Genomic DNA, 17,638 nt, shown 5'->3' on the forward strand with positions numbered 1-17,638 from the left:
AATCCTCGATTGCGTTACGGCTTCGTCTACCGCCAGGAAGAACTTCTTAATGGAAGGGTCTTCTGTTGTCATCGATGCCAATTTGGGGTGCGCTTTAATGTCTTCTGACAAATCAGGCATTGATGCCGCAATCGACACAATCTCGCCGCGAATGGGAAAGTGTTCGATATGCGAAATGCCATTTTTCCCTGCCAGCAAGGATTGCCAAAGGCGCTCACTTCCCGCACCAAACGCGCTAACGGCACCCATTCCTGTCACTACAACTCGATTCATTCTTTTGACTCCTTAGCGAGAAGCAAACTGACTTGATTACCCAGGTAATCAATGTGATGGCAAAGAACACGTTGGATTGGTGTGTTCAGCATAGGCTCTTTAACGTAGTTCAAAGCTCCTTGAAGAGGTTTTCGACTGAGATTTAACACAGGGGCAAGATACTGGTGCTTGAGTTGCAAACAGGCATAGAAAAGGGAGCTTGCTCCGGCTGCGCCAAAAGAAAACCCGGTGTAATCAGTTGAAGACACAACGGCGGTATGGTTACCAAATACACGCTGTGCTGCGGTTGCTTCCCATTCATCCAGATCTGGAATGCCTGCCAGTGTCAGCTGAACGGCATCGATATCTTCGGGAGTCAATCCAGCTTTCTTGATGGCTTTACGCATGTTGGCTTCAATGGAAGAAATGGATAACTCCGCTGAATCTGAAAACAGGTTAGGCAGGTAATTGTTTTGATAGCTGAGGACATGGGCGTAGATGGCGCGATTGTCTTGAAGCGCGATGTCGCTGTTTTCAATGACGTAACTTATTCCACCTTCACCAGTCACCAAGCCGGTTTCTTCAAGGGATTTAGCGACGGGCAAACGTTGCTCCAGACGAAATGCATGGTCGAGCATCGCTTCCGATTCTGTTGCTCCGGCGAGGATCATGTCTGCGCGTTTATCTTCAATGGCTTCCATAGCTTCACCTGCCGCTATCATGCCACCGGCAGGACCGTTCACTACGCTGTAACTCATTCCGCGTAACCCATACTGAATAGAAACCTGACCACCTGCTGTGTTTGGCAGGCGTGGCAATATCCACAATGGAGGAAACTGACGATAATGTTCATTGCCAAGGCTGTCGTAGTCGACGGTCAAATCCTCTTTAAGGCATGACATGTAAGGTTTGGTGCTGTTATAGAAGCCCTGACACAGAAAAGAGCCGTATATTACTCCGCATGTTTCCTGATATTTTTGGAAATAGTCCTGCTCTAACCCTGCGTTATCAAATGCAAGGGAGGCGCTGGATACCCCAAGTTTTACCTGCAAAGTCATCATGCGAATGGACTTTTTGTCTTTGATGAATTCACGTGGATTAAATTCAGGCACTGCTCCCAGCGGGTAGGGGAAATCGTCGTTGAAACGAATTCCCGATTCCCCTTGCTGATGACCAGCTAAATGTTGTTCTGAGGTTATTCCGAGCGAAGTGAGTCCGCCTAATCCGGTAATAACCGCGTTAGGTTTAGGCATTGAAATTTCCTTATTAAACCGTTGGTAGTGCTTAGATGTCGTGAGTTCGTGAGTTATGATTCGACGAGCTCACGTTCAAATATCAGTGATGTATTCGTGCCCCCGATACCACTTGAGTTATTCATGCAGTAGCGAAGTGCGTGTTTCTCGGCTTCCTTGCCCACAAAGTTGAGAGTACAGGCTGGATCAGGCTGATCCAGATTGGGGTTTCCATGGACAGTTTGGGTAAGCAGACTTTGAATACAAAGAATGGATTCAATTGCGCCGCTTGCAGCCAAGGTATGCCCAATCATGTATTTGCTGCTGTTAACTAAAGGTCGGGATGTTCCGAAAACATCTCCGGTTGCTTTAGCTTCTTCCCGGTCATTGGCGAGAGTTGATGTACCATGTGCATTGACGTAATCAATCTGTGACGGTTGCAACTGGGCATCTGACAAAGCACGTCTCATGGCTTTCAGCTTGCCAACAGGGCAGGGGTCAGTCATTCGAAATGCATCCATAGAGGAGGCAAATCCTGCGACCCGAGCCAATATCTTGGCCCCGCGTTGAATTGCGTGATCTTTTCTTTCCAGTACCAGTGCGCCAGCACCTTCCCCGAGCACAAAGCCACTACGCAGTTTGTCGAAGGGGCGCATAGCTCGTTCAGCATCATCGCTGTTGGTGTGCATACTGAGCTGACTAAAACCAGAGAGAAAAGATGGAGACAGACGACTGTCACTGCCTCCTGCGACCATGACATCGGCTTCACCTGACTGAATCATTCGGTAAGCCTGGCCAATAGCCAAACTTGCGCTTGTGCAGGCATTCACAATGGTGCTGCCAAAGCCTGTGATTCCGGTAACCAGTGAAGCTTGACCTAAAACGATGTTGGGATAGGTATCAAGAAACCAGGTAGGATTTCGTTCCGAAAGCGCCGTTGAATGGTATTCATCACACAGTGATGTGCCAGTCCCCACAATTATGCCGGATCGATGCTCCGGTAATGATGAAGGGGAATGAAAACCCGCGTGTTCAAGGGCGCTTAAGGTTGAATAGCAAAACATGTTGCTGGCTCTGCCCATGTTTCGGACGGTCTTTCTACTGACATTCCATTTCGTGGTAAAAGACGAAAAGTCCGATGAAGACGGAGCCGATGCCAAAAGATGAACACCATGACCAGATAACCAAGAGCTACGAGGAATATCTTTAATTCCAGAACGGTTGAGTAGAACTTGATTCCATACATCCGGTACGCAAGTACCAAGCGATGTGAATAAGCCCATTCCAGTAATGACGACATCTGAAGGAATCATGTTACGCAGCCTGTTTGTGTGATACGAAATTAACCAGAGAGCTCACATTGAAAAATACATCAGCGGTTTGTTTCTCTATAAATTCCTGAATAACTTCATCGGAATAATGTGGATATTCCTTTTTAAGTCTTTCAATTGAATCTTCAGAAACCTTACCGTCTTGGTTTAAAAAGTTTTCTTCTTGCAAAAATGCTGGAAAAATATCCCCTGCTGATATTTTAAGTTGATATTTCTGTTCTATTGAATAAATGATATCGACAAAGTCAATTGATTCAGCAGCTAAGTCATCAACCAGGTTTGCGTTTTCTGTGACTTCTTCTGGCTCCACACCTAATACTTCGACAAGGATTTCACTTACTTCATTTAATAACATCATAGTTTCCTTTTTAGTTTGCTTTTGACGACTTTTAAAACCCTATCACAAATAAAAAATACTTGTAAAACAAAAAGTTACTGTCATTTTTTTTAGGCGAAGCAGGTCCTTCCTCTTGGTTTTGGCTAGAAGAATTAGTAGTGCGTCGCATTTTTTTGATATATTTAAATGTTAATTATGTCATTAATAGTTCTCCTCATATTAAAGGCTTCTATTGATTTAGTTGTTATTTTGCATTTATTAAAATTGACTAAAGAATTAATTAGCAATTGCTTTAATTAGAAATGATTAATAAATCGATATGATCTACTAACTCTGCGTTATTGAATTGAAGGTATGATTCAAATTCGATTGAACACAAACTTTTAAAAGTTTGTTAAATAATCGACAAAATAATATTTATTCTTATTTATAAAACACTGATAACCAATTGATAATAAAGTGTTATAAGTGTTTGTTTTTATATTGACCTAATGTTTCATTCATATTTAAGTAATAAAATTCTCAATTTGATTATTACTTTTTTCTTGATGAAATAAAGAGGTAACTCTATGTTTAATGGCGATTTTTGGATGAGCAACACCCAGACAATTGGATAGATAACCATTGAGATTTACCAACTCATAGAACGAAATAGGTTGACCAGACACAGAGTGCCTAAAGGTGTATACGCGGCTTTTTACAGGGCTTTGTGGTGTTCTATCAACGCTGTAGGACTTGGGTAAAGACCTTTCGTATTACTTGAGCGAGTACACCTTGAACCATCTGTCGACGCGTCAGGTAAACTGAAGGGTGAATGCACCCGTGAGCCAGTCTAAGCTGCTTTTACGATTCGAGGTCGAATCTGGATTTTGCCTCAATTGACCTTTAGCTCGACGCCTCAATATAGAGCCGGATGTCTTGCTTTGAGCCAAGTGTATAGAGGTCACTTGGAAACAGAGTTGTGTTAATTCGGAGATAGGACATTGCTGAAACTTCTTGTTGAAAGACTTCATCTACAAATACAAATCAATGCTGTGCTGTTGATTCGTAAGTTATATGCAAATATGCAATAAGTCGATATTACAAAGAGATGTTAGTTCCGTTTACAGTATGTTAGGTTTCAAATGGAGGATCATTGTCACACTTTTCTGAGACTTGAATCTTCTACCGGAAGCACGAGAAGTACGCAGACATAAAAAAACCAGCCGAATCAGGGCTGGTTTCTATTTGATTACTTTGAATCACTAATCTGCAATGAGGTCGTATTCCTTGCGCAGTACATCAATGATTTCTTGCTTCGGATTGGCACTAAGCGTTATCTCTTTCCCAGTGATCTTTTCAGCAATACCGATGTAAGTATTAGAGATATCGATTAAGGCTTGCTCAGGCAGTTCGTTGTCTTGTGCAAGTGCAAAACGCTCGTCCATACGCTCTTTGTTAAGCAGGATGTCTGGGTCTGGGAAGTGATTCAGAAGAAACTGACGGAACCCTTCTTTGGAGTTTTCAACAATGTTGCCTTTGTTGTATTCCGCTTCATCCCAGATTCGTGAAGAGTCGGGTGTACCCACTTCATCCATATAGATGAGTTTTTCTTTTCCTGATGCGTCTGTGACGTAGCCAAATTCAAACTTTGTGTCTACGAAAATCTGGTCAACATCTGCAAGTGCTTTGCTGATGACTTCAAATCCTTCTTTTAACAGGTTCTCGTAGTGAGGGATGTCTTCGGCTTTAGAGAAGTTAAATGCTGTGAAGTTGTCTTCAATGTTTGCGCGAGTAATGTTGACGTCATCCCCTTCAGGCACACCAGGTATGCCTTTCAATATGCCTTTAGTAGAAGGTGTCATCAGTAGTTCTGGAAGCACCTTATCTTTTTCCAGACCTTCTGGAAGTTCGATGCCACAAAATTCGCGTTCGCCGTTTGCGTAGGCACGCCACATAGAACCAGTAATGTATTTACGGCAAATTGCTTCAATCATAACGGGTTTGGCTTTTTGCACGATCCAGACAAATGGGTGAGGGATGTCAAGAATGTGACTGTCAGCCAGTCCATTCTCTTTGAAGAGTTTAAACCAGTGATTGGAGATAGCGTTCAGCGCAGCACCTTTACCAGGAACGCCTTTTAATCCACCTTCTGCATGCCAGATACAGTCGAACGCCGAGATTCGATCGCTGATGACCATGATAGCAAGTGGGGCATCAGGGGCGACATCGTACCCTTTTTCTTTAATCAGTCTTTTGCTGTCTTCTTCAGTTAACCAGTACACCGAACGGACTTTGCCGCTGTGGACGGGGTTATTAGTGCGGATTGGGAGATCATCATTAACTGCGAGTACTTGATCAGCTAAGCTCATTACGACATTCCTATCTATGTTCAAACGTCAAAGAGGGCACGCAAGTAAAGAGTAAAAACTTGCTGTGTGCGAATGATGCGCATGATACCAGAACTTTTTTTCTCTTCCAGATAAAAAGCAAACGATTGCCTTTCGAGCGTATTACTCGTTTATTTTCAGTACAGATGTGAAGGTTGTAATCGAGGGTTGGCATCAAAGCAAAGCCCTTCAGGTTAAAGCTGAAGGGCTCGGCAGTGGAAGCAGCAGTAAGAGTTAGTATTTAGTGAATGGATTCTTTGTGAGAAAACAGTTCAGATGCGTCGTTGGTAAAGAATAGAGCGCAGTTTAGTTGAGCAGCACGACTAAGAAGGTGTTTTTGGTCAATTGCCGAAATGCTCTTACTGGCGATAACTGCACTTGCGTTACCAGACAACATAGCTTTTAGCACGACTTCTTTTTCAGACATGACTCTTGAAGGCATCATTTGAAGCAGGTGCTCTGCGTTGACCTTATGCTGCTTAAGCATGGAAGACTTAGGTTTACGACATTGGCTTGTTAACAGTACCCATTTAGAACCTTGAGATAACTTTGCGATTTCAACGCAGCAATCCGAATCATTGCTAGCAGTATTACGCTGATATTCAGCGATAGCGAAACGGTCAGACGATGTGTTTTGAACTTGGTTAGTGCGCTGAAAGTTATACATGATTACTGTTTCCTTATACATACTGTATGAATTAACAGTAATTATATTTTGCTCGTTTAGCAAGCAAAATTTTTTACTTTTTTGATTAAATAATAGGCTAATTTATTTAACTGATTGAAATTATTAGTTAAAAAACACTGGTTTCTTATACAGTGTTTTTCGTCCTGTTTACTGTGTAGGCGCTTTTTTAGGCATTAAAAAAGCGCCTATACAGGCGCCTTCTTTACGTGACTTTAAATCAACGTTGTTCTTCGCGTTTATCAATGAGCTGCTGCTCGGCAATGTTAAACTGGCGTACATCCAGTCTCGCGAGATCATTGCACTTTTCACAAGAGTGATGAAACTTGCCATCTATGTAGTCATGGCGAGTAAGAAGACTTGGTCTTTTACACCAATCACATATGCCTTCAATATCGAACACTATTTCCCCCTTTTTAAACAGCTTGGCCTTTACTCGTGCTATGCATGGTGAGCTTGTCGAAAAGGTGGTGTGTCTCAATCAACAGGCGGAACGGGCTTTTGCCATTCCTACGCTTTCAATATGAGTCAGTCAGCTACCTAAACCAATCAAAGTCACGCGCTATGGTGGAGCGGTGTGTTCTGTGAGCAAAGACTCCGGGTACATATAAGCAATGAATTATGACATGCCGACGCAGAAAATGTTAAGCGATAGTTACATTTAATTAACATTTTGTTGCAAAATGAGCTTTAGCGCAGTATTTAGCCTTCTCATCTCTTCATCGCTGCCATTGGCGTCAGGATGATATACGCGACAAAGCTTTTTGTAACGGTTCTTGATCACATCTTTTTTAGGCAAACGTTTGGGGTTAAAACCAAAGACTGCACAAGCGATGTGGAACTTCTGATCTTGGGATGCAGACTTCATTTCTTCAATCAGTCCATTCTGCTTTAAGATCTGTTTATGAGCTCTTTCGAGCTCTCGTCTTAATTTCTTGGACTGCTGATTCTGTTCTGAAACCTTGCTTTCTAGTTCCGTATTTTTGTTTTTCTGCCGACCTTTCCGCATCAATACAAACAGAATGAGAAGAAGTAGAACACCAACAATTCCGGCACCGCCATAGATCAGCTCTTGTTGATAAGTCTTCAGATACCATTGAAAGTCTTTAACTACCGGCTGCGGTGGGGGGATGGGGCTATCTAGTGTCGTGAGTGAGTCTTCATGAGCCTTGTCCAACTCCTCAAATTGCCCCAATTGTGCAGCCTTGCGGTAATTGAATTTGGACTCTAATACTCTGTTATAGGCTGCCTCAGCCTGATGGCTGTTGTTTTCCATGGCAACGCGATACCAGATCTCGGCAGAATCCAGAGCTGCGACGCTTTTCGTTTCGCGAAAACTTCTTTCATAGATGGCGCCGAGTTTAAGCTGTGCCCTTGCTAAGCCCTGAACCGCAGATTTTGTATACCAGTAGATAGCAAGCGCGCGGTTTTCTTCTATCGCTAAGCCCGAATCATACGCATTAGCCAGTTTTAGCTGCGCAAGAGGATACCCGTTTTCAGCGGAGTTTCTTAGCCAGACAATTGCGGACTGTGGATCTTTGGGCACACCATTACCCTGAAAGAATGCCTGAGCCAGAGAATACTGGGCAACCGGATCCTGATTGTTAGCTTTCACTTCGAGCTCTTCAATAGGAACCGCGAAGGCTTTGGTAAGCACGATAGAGTAATTAATGGCAGCAAGAATAAAAAAACGTTTCATAGACAATTCGATAGAGATAAAAACAGCCCCTTTGGGGCTGATTCTAACATTAAACTCAATATACCCAAATGACCTGACTTTCTCCGTTGTAGGAAGTAACAACGACAATTTAAGCTTAGCTGAGTACTGTCGAATGTGCTGAAATTTCAACGCGTAATTGCAGTTTGCTCTTTTCCTTAAAGTGGCAGGATTTGTATTTCAACTCTTCGGTTACAGGCTCGACCCTGAGTCGTTGCATTATCGCAGACAGGATAACGCTCTCCGAAACCTTTTGCGTCAACGCGACCGGGTTGGATGTTCTGACCAATCAGGTAAGACTGAACTTGCGTCGCACGCTGCTCGGACAGCACCTGGTTTCGAGAATCATTTCCAGAGCTGTCCGTGTGTCCATTAACAACTAATTTCGTGTCTGGGTAACGATTGAATACTTTCGCAACATTGTTTAGCGTTTGGTGAATAGAAGGGTCGAGAGCGTAAGATCCAGAATGGAACCCGATGCCGTTTTCCATGACCAGTAGAAGCTGATTGTCGTCTAAACGTTCTACTTGAACGCCACTGTTAACTAATGATGTTCTCAGTTCTTCTTCCTGTTTGTCGAAGTAGTAGCCGATCCCACCACCTACAGCTGCACCACCAAGAGCGCCATATAAAGCGCGACGCTGCCTGTCTTTGCTGTCGTCTCCGGTGATTGCTCCAGCGGCTGCGCCAGCTAAAGCACCTAAAATCACGCCTTTGGTTGCGGAATTAGTTTCATTTTGACCTGTGGTCGCGTTTTGTCTCTGAGTGGCTTGGCAACCGGAAAGAATAACCACAGTTGCAAGAAGGGTAGAAATGTATTTCATAAGTACCTCTAAGTTATATAGAGGTATCGTACCGTATTATTTAAATTATACAACACGTCATTCTATTAATATCCAATGACAATAAAAAAGCACCCTAATAAGGGTGCTTATCAGTTGGCATATTTTTTACTTGAGGAGCTTAGGCGCCTGACCCCCGTCAATCGGTCGGTTCACTGAAACCCGTCTGCCTTTTTTCAATCCCACTTCATAATCTGCGGTGATGTTCTTCATTGCTTCTTTTAACTGCTGTTTAAAAGTTTCGCGGTCGATGTTTTTAAATTCTTTGTCGATGTAATTGTTGATCTTGTTGTTGGATTCATCGTCTGGCGTGATTTCTGGTAGTTTCTCTAACGCACCTTCAATCCAGCCTGATAAAAATGAAGAAACTCGACGCGTGACTTCAGCACTGCTTGTGCCTGAACCTGCAAAGCTATTTCTGAATTGTCCGGTTTGTTCGTTCATTTCACGATAGATGATGTCAAAAGCAAAAGCAGCAAAAATGGCTCTGTCTGCTTCGCCGATGAATTCAAGACGTTTAAGACCTTTGTGGTTCAGTAACACTGCTTCAACACCAAACTTGGTGTTGATGCCGCGGATAATGCGCAGCAGGTTAGACGAGACACTCGAAGGTAATAGGTGGCTGGACTGAGTTTTTCCCATCTTGATAAATTCGATGTCGTCTTTATCAAGTCCATATTTGAGCATCAAACGATGCGCCATTTTGATGGCGTTGGCGGCCTCGTTTACGTTGGCAGAGTTGCCTAGCTCTAAACATTTGGCAATTTTTTTCAGGGCTTTCTTTTTATCCATGTCCACAGCTGTTCAATTGGAAAAGTCGACCATTTTAACGTGTTAGAAACGCAAGTGGAAGCATAAAGCAAAAACGCCGCGCTCTTATCAAGCGCGGCGTTTTCAATGCTTTCTTATGAAAGAAAGAGTTAGATGCCCAATTCGTCCAGTAGGTCATCAGCCACGTCATCCGAAGGTGGGATATCGTCAACTTTCTTTTCACTTGTCTTTGCTTGCTCGAAAATGTCATCAACGCTAGCGTCATCTTCGGCTTCAAATTCTTCAAGCTGGATGAACTCCGTTTTATCCATTGCCAGCTCAAGATAAAAGATGTTGTTCTTCTCGGTAGAGAAAGTCACACGCCTTGCCTGAGGACGGTCAAGGTTAGTATCAACAGACAGCATGACCTGCTTGTTGATCGCCAACATCTTCGGCTGGTTTTGTGTGATATTGGTTTGCAGTTCTTTTCTGATCTTATTGGTGAAATCACCCACCAACTGGTTCATCAGTTCACCCAGTACGTCACCCACTTCATCTGAAGTATGGAGAATAGCCAGTTCATCTTCCGGCATTCCCATGTTACGCATGTAGTTTTGATAAAGTTCTAGCGCAGACTGCGCAGTAAAGTTAATAACGACTAGCCCCGAAAACCCGCCATCGAAAAGTACGAAACAGCCAAAGTCTGGCTTTAAGCAAGTTTTATTGATCTTTTGCACCATTGCGGAGTATGAAATCTTTGAATCCGTTGCCGACTGCAGCACACCAGAAACCGATTGGCACAGCTTTAAAAGGATATCTTCTGTTGTAACTATCTTATTTTTTTTCATATGGAATTCGCTTAACAACGATAGGAGAAAATGTTTGCTTGTATTGAAGTGTGGACGAAAAATTCAAAAATGTAAGCAAACGATTTAATTTCATGCGTACTTTCTGTTTTTATCAAGCTCTGAAATGTTGTAAAGTGACGAAAATCAAAAAATAAATCGCAATGTTTAAACCATTTTTATCCCGGCTGAACGGAACAGCCATCAGGGAGCAGGAAGCATAATGTTACCAAGACTACAACACCAATCGGATGTTGATCCTTTAGTTAAACAATACCTCGAAGAACTTCAACAAGCAGGCTTTACTGGTGATATCGAGTCCATGTACTCAAGCCGCTTAGCCGTCGCCACTGACAACAGTGTATACCAGCAGCTACCTCAGGCTGTTGTCCATCCCAAGACTACCCAAGACGTTCAGTTAATCGGGCAAATCGGAAGCCAGCCTGATTACTCAACCATTACTTTTTCCCCACGTGGTGCCGGAACGGGCACAAACGGGCAATCTTTGACAAAAGGCATCGTGGTTGACCTTTCTCGTCATATGAACAAGGTGTTGGAAATTAACGAAAAAGAAGGCTGGGTTAGGGTACAGACGGGTATTGTAAAAGATAAGCTTAATGACGTTATTCGTCCTTATGGCTTCTTCTTCTCTCCAGAGCTCTCAACCAGTAATCGTGCCACACTGGGTGGCATGATTAACACTGATGCGTCTGGTCAGGGGTCACTGGTTTACGGAAAAACGTCGGATCATGTTTTGTCTCTGCAAGCTGTTTTTGCAGATGGTTCATTAATTGAAAGTGATCAAAGTGGTGAAAGCCCAGAAGAAGGGACGTACGCTCAGCAGGCTTTGGCTGTTACTGAGCAGGTTTGTCGTCAGAAACGCCCTGAAATTGTAGAGAAGTTTCCGCCGCTTAACCGATTTCTGACTGGTTACGATCTGAAAAATGCGCTGAATGAAGAGGATGATACCTTCGATTTAACTCGCGTACTTTGTGGTGCAGAAGGTTCTCTGGCATTCATCACTGAAGCAAAACTCAACCTTACTTTAATCCCTAAAGCGCGAACGCTGGTGAACGTAAAGTACAACACGTTCGACTCCGCGCTCCGTAACGCCCCATTTATGGTGGAAGCGAATGCGCTTTCAGTAGAAACCATCGACTCAAAAGTCCTTAACCTTGCGAAAGAAGACATCGTCTGGCATACGGTTAGCGATCTTCTGACCGATGTCCCGGGCAAAGAAATGCTCGGCATTAACATTGTCGAGTTTGCCGGGCAAGACAGTGAAAAAGTAGAGAATCAGGTTGCTCAGCTTACGAGCAAGTTGGATCAGATGCTGGAAAATGAAGACGGTGGCATCATTGGCTATCAGGTGTGTACCGATCTCGCGAGTATTGGGCGAATTTACGCCATGCGTAAAAAGGCGGTTGGTCTGCTTGGTGCTGCCAAAGGGAAGGCAAAACCTGTGGCATTTGCCGAGGATACCTGTGTACCACCCGAGAACTTGGCGGACTTCATTCAGGAGTTTCGTGATCTCCTGGATGAGAAAGAACTGAACTACGGAATGTTCGGTCATGTCGATGCTGGTGTTCTGCACGTACGTCCTGCGTTGGATCTCTGTGATCCTGAACAGGAAGCCCTGATGCATCGCATCTCGGATGAAGTCGTGAAGTTGGTGGCCAAGTACGGTGGTTTAATGTGGGGCGAACATGGTAAAGGGTTTCGTTCAGAGTACGGACCAGAGTTTTTCGGTGAGTCTCTTTTCATGGAACTTCGCCGGGTAAAGGCGGCTTTTGACCCATTAAACAAAATGAACCCAGGTAAAATCTGCACGCCTTTGGGGAGTGACGCTGAACTGGTTAAGGTGACGGACGCTAAGCGCGGTACTTTTGATCGTCAAATTCCGGTTCAGGTAAGGGACAGTTTTAAGCAAGCCATGGAATGTAATGGCAACGGTCTCTGTTTTAACTACGACACCAGTTCACCAATGTGTCCTTCCATGAAGGTTACCGCCGACCGCCGCCATTCGCCAAAAGGGCGAGCAGGTATGGTGCGTGAATGGTTAAGGCAGCTCACTGATCACGGCATAGATATTCTGGATCTGGAGAAACAGACCCTTAAAGGGAGCGCCAGTATAAAGACATTGCTTGATCGTGTCAGAAACACCATCAATAAACGTCATGAGTATGACTTCTCCCATGAAGTGTACGAAGCGATGAATGGATGCTTAGCCTGTAAAGCGTGCGCCAGCCAGTGTCCGATTAAAGTTGATGTGCCGAGTTTCCGCTCGCGATTCTTGAACATCTATTACTCAAGATACCAGCGCCCAGCCAAAGACTATCTGGTTGCTAACATTGAAACCCTTTTGCCTTTTATGGCTAAGATTCCGAAAACCGTTAACCTGGCACTTAATCAGAATTGGGTTCAGTCGCTCACGGCGAAAACTGTAGGGTACGTTGATGCGCCGCTCATGAGCGTACCAACATTGATTCAGAGGTTGAAACCTCATCATGATACTCAGTTTGATCTGAAGAAACTGAACGCCTTATCGGATTCAGAGAAGCAAGACTATGTGCTGATTGTTCAGGATCCTTTCACCAGTTACTACGATGCTGAAGTGGTAGAAGACTTTGTGCTTTTGGCGCAACGTTTAGGTAAAAAGCCCGTCCTGCTGCCTTTTAAACCCAACGGCAAAGCGCAACATATCAAAGGATTCTTATCGCAATTCGCGGCTTCGGCAAAGAACACATCTGATTTTCTGGCGATGGTAGCGGATACCGGTATTCCACTGGTCGGGGTCGATCCAGCTCTGGTGCTTTGTTATCGCGACGAATACAAAGAAGTTCTTGGGGACAAACGTGGTGATTTTGAGGTGCTTACCGTTCATGAGTGGCTGACGCCGCAACTTGACGACATCACCTTGTCTGACAAACGTTACGAACAGCCTTGGTATCTGTTCTCACACTGTACAGAAAAAACCAAAATGCCAAATGCAGAAAAAGAGTGGGGAGCGATTTTCACCAAGTTTGGTGCCACTCTGAACACCATCCCAGTCGGATGCTGTGGAATGGCAGGTACGTTTGGTCACGAAGTCGATAAACTGGAAATGTCTCGCGACATTTATGGTTTAAGCTGGGAGCCTCAAATGGAAGAACTGGACAAGTCCCACTGTTTGGCAACCGGGTATTCCTGTCGAAGTCAGGTGAAACGTTTTGCTAATGAAAGGTTGAAACACCCGCTTCAGGCACTACTTACATTGGTTTAGCCAACCTCTTATCCGAGCTCGGTTATGTAAAAAGCGAAGCATTGAGCTTCGCTTTTTTGATTTGGAAGATTGGTAGATTATCCGTTGGCTAATTCAGCTTGTGCTTCTTTGAACCAGTTAACCACTTGCTGCCTGTACTGATCGCCATACAGCTTCACAAACTGCTTAGTATGCTCATCCCTGTCGGACTGAAGTGCCTCGATACGCTGTTCAACGTATTCTGTTGTTAGTGGGATGCCGCAATCAACGGTAATACAATGTCGCCATTCGTGATAGGTGCTTGGAATTGCGGATTTAGACATGAAGCAGGTTTCCTTTTTACTGATTAAGTTTTTATGACGTTATAACATAACAATTTGGCTAATTAAAAGTATCCATATTGCTTTGGATGATCACGTGCTCAGAAAATGAAATGTGGTAAGAGAATCGGTTGTCGCTTACCGACTATCGTTTCTTAATTTTGTTATCAGTCTCAACAATCTAGAAAAAATCCCATTTCTTAATTTGTGGTTTTATTGCATAGAGTTCAATATTTGGACTCGTTGAGCTCAATGAAAAAGATAGGTGCGATGCAAGATAATCTGTTCACATTTCCTGTTCTCAGTTACCACGATTGTGAAGATTTACTTCGATTCGAACGAGCTAATCGCCACTGGTTTGAGTCTTACATCGATGGCAGACCAGAGAGTTTCTACTGCTTGAAAGGAGTTAACCTTCATATTCGAGAGTGTCTGCGAGACTACGAAAGCATGACCATGCTACCCACACTCATCAAAAATGGACGTGGGGAGATATTAGGGCGAGCTAACTTGCATGGCATTGACCTCAAGAAAGGCGAGGCCTGGGTAGGTTACCGAATTGCTGAGCGTTCAACCGGACAAGGTCTTGCAACTCTGGCGACGCAGCAACTGATTCGTTATGCAACCACCTACAGGGGGCTAACTAAACTCAGAGCTTACGCGGCAACTGGAAACGTCGCATCGCAGCGTGTGCTGCTTAACAATCAGTTTAAACAGACAGGCAAAGTCAATGACTTTACCTGCATCAACGGCAATATGATTGATTGTTACGAGTTTTGTCTTGAACTCAATCGTCTCTGACCGTTACTTCTGTTTCAGGAATGGACCTACTTCTAACAAAATAAATTCATTGTTATCGGCATTCACCGGATGTCTTCCCTGACTGAATGGGAAGTTATTGTCGTTTCCGACAATGATGTGGTTGTCATCAAAGCGGTCAACATCTTCAATGGTGACAAAAGGGAAAGTAAATCGACCATCCTTTCTGGCGCCCAGTTTCGCAAGCTTATCAGGATCCTGAATGTCCATCAGGTCGATGTAACCTAACTTTTTCGCTAAGTCATTGGCGTCTTTTGCTTTCAAATCCACCAGATAGATACGTTTAAACTTTGCGGGGTTAGAAAAGCAGGGTTTAGCAGAGACCTTACACGATTTGTCTTCATCGCCTTGCCCGTTGTCTCTTTCTATGACCAGTGCGCGTCTGTCATCAATCAAATTGAAATCACCAATTGCCGCTGCGTTTTCATGCAGTGGGTATTTGTACACGTTGCTGGTAAAGGCTCTTTTAGCGACATCGAATTCAAAAACTTTTAAGTAGCGAAGTCCAGATTTGTCACCAATGGTTGGCTTTTCCAGCATCGGGTACACAAATCTGCCATCAGGGCTTGCAGCCATGCCTTCATACCCGCCAGAGCGAGGAACATCAAACTTGTCTTTACCGGAAGTGAAATCCGCCATTGGATTATCTGGCGATCGATATAGATGACCGTTGACTCGCGTTTCGTGAAATGATGTCACCACACCATTAGAATCGGTTGTCAGAATGTAGGGACCAAACTCCTCGCCAATAATGTAACCGCCTTCGATAGGTTGAATGGATTCTGGGTCGAGATCTGCTCCTGTCAGGTAACGTGTTTCGGAGTGTTCTGCCTGGATGGGAAATGGAACGACTCTATTCGGGTCGCTTAGGAATAGGGTTTTCTCAATCAATGCCTCATCATTTTCGAAGTCGATTTTAGCGATGTGAAAAAACAGCATGGCATCTGCAGAGTTAGATTTTCGCCCGAAGCCGTTATCGGTAAGAAGCAAAAATCGGTCATTTCCTAAAGTCTTAATGCCTGAGAAACCTTGCAACGGCTGCCCGGCGAAGGGAGTACCAATGCCAGTTTTATTCTTATTGGCACCCGTCTGCTCAACACGTTGGTTGCCCTTTCCTGTAAAGCGACCTGAATGGCTGAAGGAGTATGGTGCATCCTTGGGTGGCGCGATAAAGCTTTGCGCCGGAATGATCACATGACCTTTTAATTTTGCTACGAACTGGGTCTCTGCAAATGCAGATAAAGAGAGTAGGGGCATCATTGCCCAGAGATACTTGCTGTTCATCATTACATCCTGTTTAGTTTGAGTGGTTCAACGACAGACAGTAATGACCGGGCTTGTCAGATCTGTGAATCTATATTGATAGTTATGTTTCCACTCAGTGACTTCCCAAATCTGGGACACAATATGAATGAGCTGGAGAGACTATACCCATATATGGGCATAGTTGTTTATCAAAGGAATGAATCAATGGTCGCGGTGAATGACGATCCGGTTTCTGCCTTGTTTTTTGGCGTCATAGAGTGACAGGTCAGCGTGTTTTAGCCATTCGTTCACTTTGATGTCGACACAGGAAGGAGCCATTCCCACACTGATTGATGCTTCCAATTCGTTGTGGTGGTGAAGTTCAGAAATTTTCTGTTTCAGCTTCTCCATCAGGATGTAACTGTCTTTTAAACCTGATTTACGAAACAGAATCAGAAACTCGTCGCCACCCAATCGAAAGATGAAATCACTCGACCTAAGGTGTTCTTTGATGACCTTAACTACCGATTGAATCATCTGATCGCCAACATCGTGACCGAAGCTGTCGTTAACCTGCTTGAAATTATCAATGTCGATCAAAGCGATACTTGAAGACATTCCTGTTTTGCGGTGTAGTTCCAGACTCGTACCGAGATAAGCCTCTAGCTGCGAACGGTTCAGCGCACCTGTCATCGCATCGGTGATCGAAAGTTCTTTCAGCTTATCCTGCGTTTTGATCAGCGAGCTCATCATAAATTGCGCGCAAATTGCAGTAATGCTTAGGGCACCCACTAATCGAAGAAGCGTTGCGTGCTCAAGGTAGTAATACCCAACCACCGCGATACCAACGATCATGATTCCATTGCAGATTGAAGATACTCGGGTCGGGACGACGAATACCACGCAAACCGCGATAGGAAATGCCCAGTATGAACCTATAATACCAAGAACAGGGATCGCGAATACCGCACATGCTATGAGTAGCATTACGGGTAGGAGGTAAGTAATCAAAGGTCTGCGTCGGGTATAAAACCAGTACACTTCCAGAAGCAGTGACAATTGAAAAGCAATCAGCAGACCAGCATAAATATATTCCCCCAATACAACATTTTTGATCGAAAATGGTACGAACACGAGCAACGATACAATGGTAATAAAGCGTAGGACTTTATGATGTTCGTTAAGCTCCAGCAGCCCGTAATGTGACGCCATCCACTCTGGCGTTCTTTTTCTTAGCATACAGGTTCCCCGTGGAGTAGGGAGCATCGCACCCCTTTAATTGCAAGGTTTCGATGCCAGCAAGCAATATTATTTTTATAAAAGTATATCAAACTCTGTAACAAATGGTTTCAAAGGAGTGCACAGAAACTGAGTTGATTGTAATTAAGTGGGGGTTGGAAGGGGGCAGAAAGCAAAAATCCCGGGCGCTAACCCGGGATTTGAATCTTTTTTTACAGGCTTATGCTGCTACAGCTTGTGCTTCAATAAAGGCGTCTTTTCGAGCATTAAAACGTTCAACCAGATCGTCAACCGCTTCTTTTTCATATGGACGCAATCCAGATGCGACCATGCGTTTCACACCTTTACCGACCACTTTACCGTTGTCAGTAAAGCTGAAGTTCAATGTGACTTGACCACGCTTGCCTTCAATTT

At 44.1% G+C, this 17,638-nt stretch carries 17 protein-coding genes; 2 read left to right on the top strand and 15 right to left on the bottom strand.

Going from position 1 to position 17,638, the window contains the following annotated elements; genetic code table 11:
- The 11 genes from RH89_RS29540 to RH89_RS02340 all read right to left on the bottom strand — a co-directional run.
- Positions 1-273 (bottom strand): beta-ketoacyl synthase N-terminal-like domain-containing protein (locus RH89_RS29540; protein WP_004398350.1); only part of this gene is annotated, 273 nt, incomplete at its 3' end.
- Positions 270-1,505: a beta-ketoacyl synthase N-terminal-like domain-containing protein gene (locus tag RH89_RS02295; protein ID WP_004398351.1), complete on the bottom strand. Its 1,236-nt coding sequence runs from the start codon at positions 1,503-1,505 to the stop codon at positions 270-272. The genes RH89_RS29540 and RH89_RS02295, both read right to left, overlap by 4 nt.
- A 53-nt stretch (positions 1,506-1,558) precedes the next feature.
- Positions 1,559-2,797, bottom strand: coding sequence for a beta-ketoacyl-[acyl-carrier-protein] synthase family protein (locus tag RH89_RS02300; RefSeq protein ID WP_004398352.1), 1,239 nt, complete (start codon positions 2,795-2,797; stop codon positions 1,559-1,561).
- Position 2,798: 1 nt separating this feature from the next.
- Entirely contained in the window at positions 2,799-3,173 is a 375-nt protein-coding gene (locus RH89_RS02305) for an acyl carrier protein (protein WP_079655607.1), read from the bottom strand.
- A 1,223-nt stretch (positions 3,174-4,396) separates the two neighbouring features.
- Entirely contained in the window at positions 4,397-5,503 is a 1,107-nt protein-coding gene (locus RH89_RS02310; protein WP_004398354.1) for a phosphoribosylaminoimidazolesuccinocarboxamide synthase, read from the bottom strand.
- A 259-nt stretch (positions 5,504-5,762) separates the two neighbouring features.
- Entirely contained in the window at positions 5,763-6,188 is a 426-nt protein-coding gene (locus RH89_RS28585) for a hypothetical protein (protein ID WP_004398355.1), read from the bottom strand.
- 238 nt (positions 6,189-6,426) lie between these two features.
- Positions 6,427-6,609, bottom strand: coding sequence for a hypothetical protein (locus RH89_RS02320; RefSeq protein WP_004398356.1), 183 nt, complete (start codon positions 6,607-6,609; stop codon positions 6,427-6,429).
- 258 nt (positions 6,610-6,867) lie between these two features.
- On the bottom strand, positions 6,868-7,905 hold the full coding sequence (locus RH89_RS02325; protein ID WP_139063214.1) for a J domain-containing protein: 1,038 nt from the start codon (positions 7,903-7,905) through the stop codon (positions 6,868-6,870).
- A gap of 176 nt (positions 7,906-8,081) precedes the next feature.
- A complete protein-coding gene (locus RH89_RS02330) occupies positions 8,082-8,747 on the bottom strand; it encodes a YiaD family glycine zipper/OmpA-like lipoprotein (protein ID WP_004398358.1) in 666 nt (221 codons plus the stop codon).
- Between the two features lie 126 nt (positions 8,748-8,873).
- On the bottom strand, positions 8,874-9,557 hold the full coding sequence (locus RH89_RS02335; protein ID WP_004398359.1) for a DUF2786 domain-containing protein: 684 nt from the start codon (positions 9,555-9,557) through the stop codon (positions 8,874-8,876).
- A 128-nt stretch (positions 9,558-9,685) separates the two neighbouring features.
- Positions 9,686-10,363, bottom strand: a complete 678-nt coding sequence (locus RH89_RS02340) for a DUF3334 family protein (RefSeq protein ID WP_004398360.1) — start codon at positions 10,361-10,363, stop codon at positions 9,686-9,688.
- Positions 10,364-10,583: 220 nt separating this feature from the next.
- Between RH89_RS02340 and ydiJ the strand changes: the two genes are divergently transcribed.
- A complete protein-coding gene (ydiJ, locus tag RH89_RS02345; RefSeq protein WP_004398361.1) occupies positions 10,584-13,622 on the top strand; it encodes a D-2-hydroxyglutarate dehydrogenase YdiJ in 3,039 nt (1,012 codons plus the stop codon).
- 77 nt (positions 13,623-13,699) lie between these two features.
- Here ydiJ and RH89_RS02350 read toward each other — a convergent pair whose 3' ends face one another.
- Positions 13,700-13,924, bottom strand: coding sequence for a hypothetical protein (locus tag RH89_RS02350; protein WP_004398362.1), 225 nt, complete (start codon positions 13,922-13,924; stop codon positions 13,700-13,702).
- Between the two features lie 249 nt (positions 13,925-14,173).
- Here RH89_RS02350 and RH89_RS02355 point away from each other — a divergent pair, with 249 nt between their 5' ends.
- On the top strand, positions 14,174-14,722 hold the full coding sequence (locus RH89_RS02355; protein ID WP_022613978.1) for a GNAT family N-acetyltransferase: 549 nt from the start codon (positions 14,174-14,176) through the stop codon (positions 14,720-14,722).
- A 3-nt stretch (positions 14,723-14,725) separates the two neighbouring features.
- Here the strand turns inward: RH89_RS02355 and RH89_RS02360 are convergent, their stop codons facing one another.
- From RH89_RS02360 to RH89_RS02370, 3 genes are all read right to left on the bottom strand, one after another.
- Entirely contained in the window at positions 14,726-16,027 is a 1,302-nt protein-coding gene (locus RH89_RS02360) for an esterase-like activity of phytase family protein (protein WP_038144704.1), read from the bottom strand.
- Between the two features lie 180 nt (positions 16,028-16,207).
- Positions 16,208-17,224 (bottom strand): GGDEF domain-containing protein, encoded by a 1,017-nt coding sequence (locus tag RH89_RS02365; RefSeq protein ID WP_022550289.1) that lies wholly within the window; start codon positions 17,222-17,224, stop codon positions 16,208-16,210.
- A gap of 220 nt (positions 17,225-17,444) precedes the next feature.
- Positions 17,445-17,638: DUF3581 family protein (locus RH89_RS02370; protein WP_038144706.1), on the bottom strand; the 194-nt coding region annotated here is incomplete at its 5' end.

Source organism: Vibrio nigripulchritudo ATCC 27043 (genome assembly GCF_000222685.1).
Taxonomy (GTDB): Bacteria; Pseudomonadota; Gammaproteobacteria; order Enterobacterales; family Vibrionaceae; genus Vibrio; species Vibrio nigripulchritudo.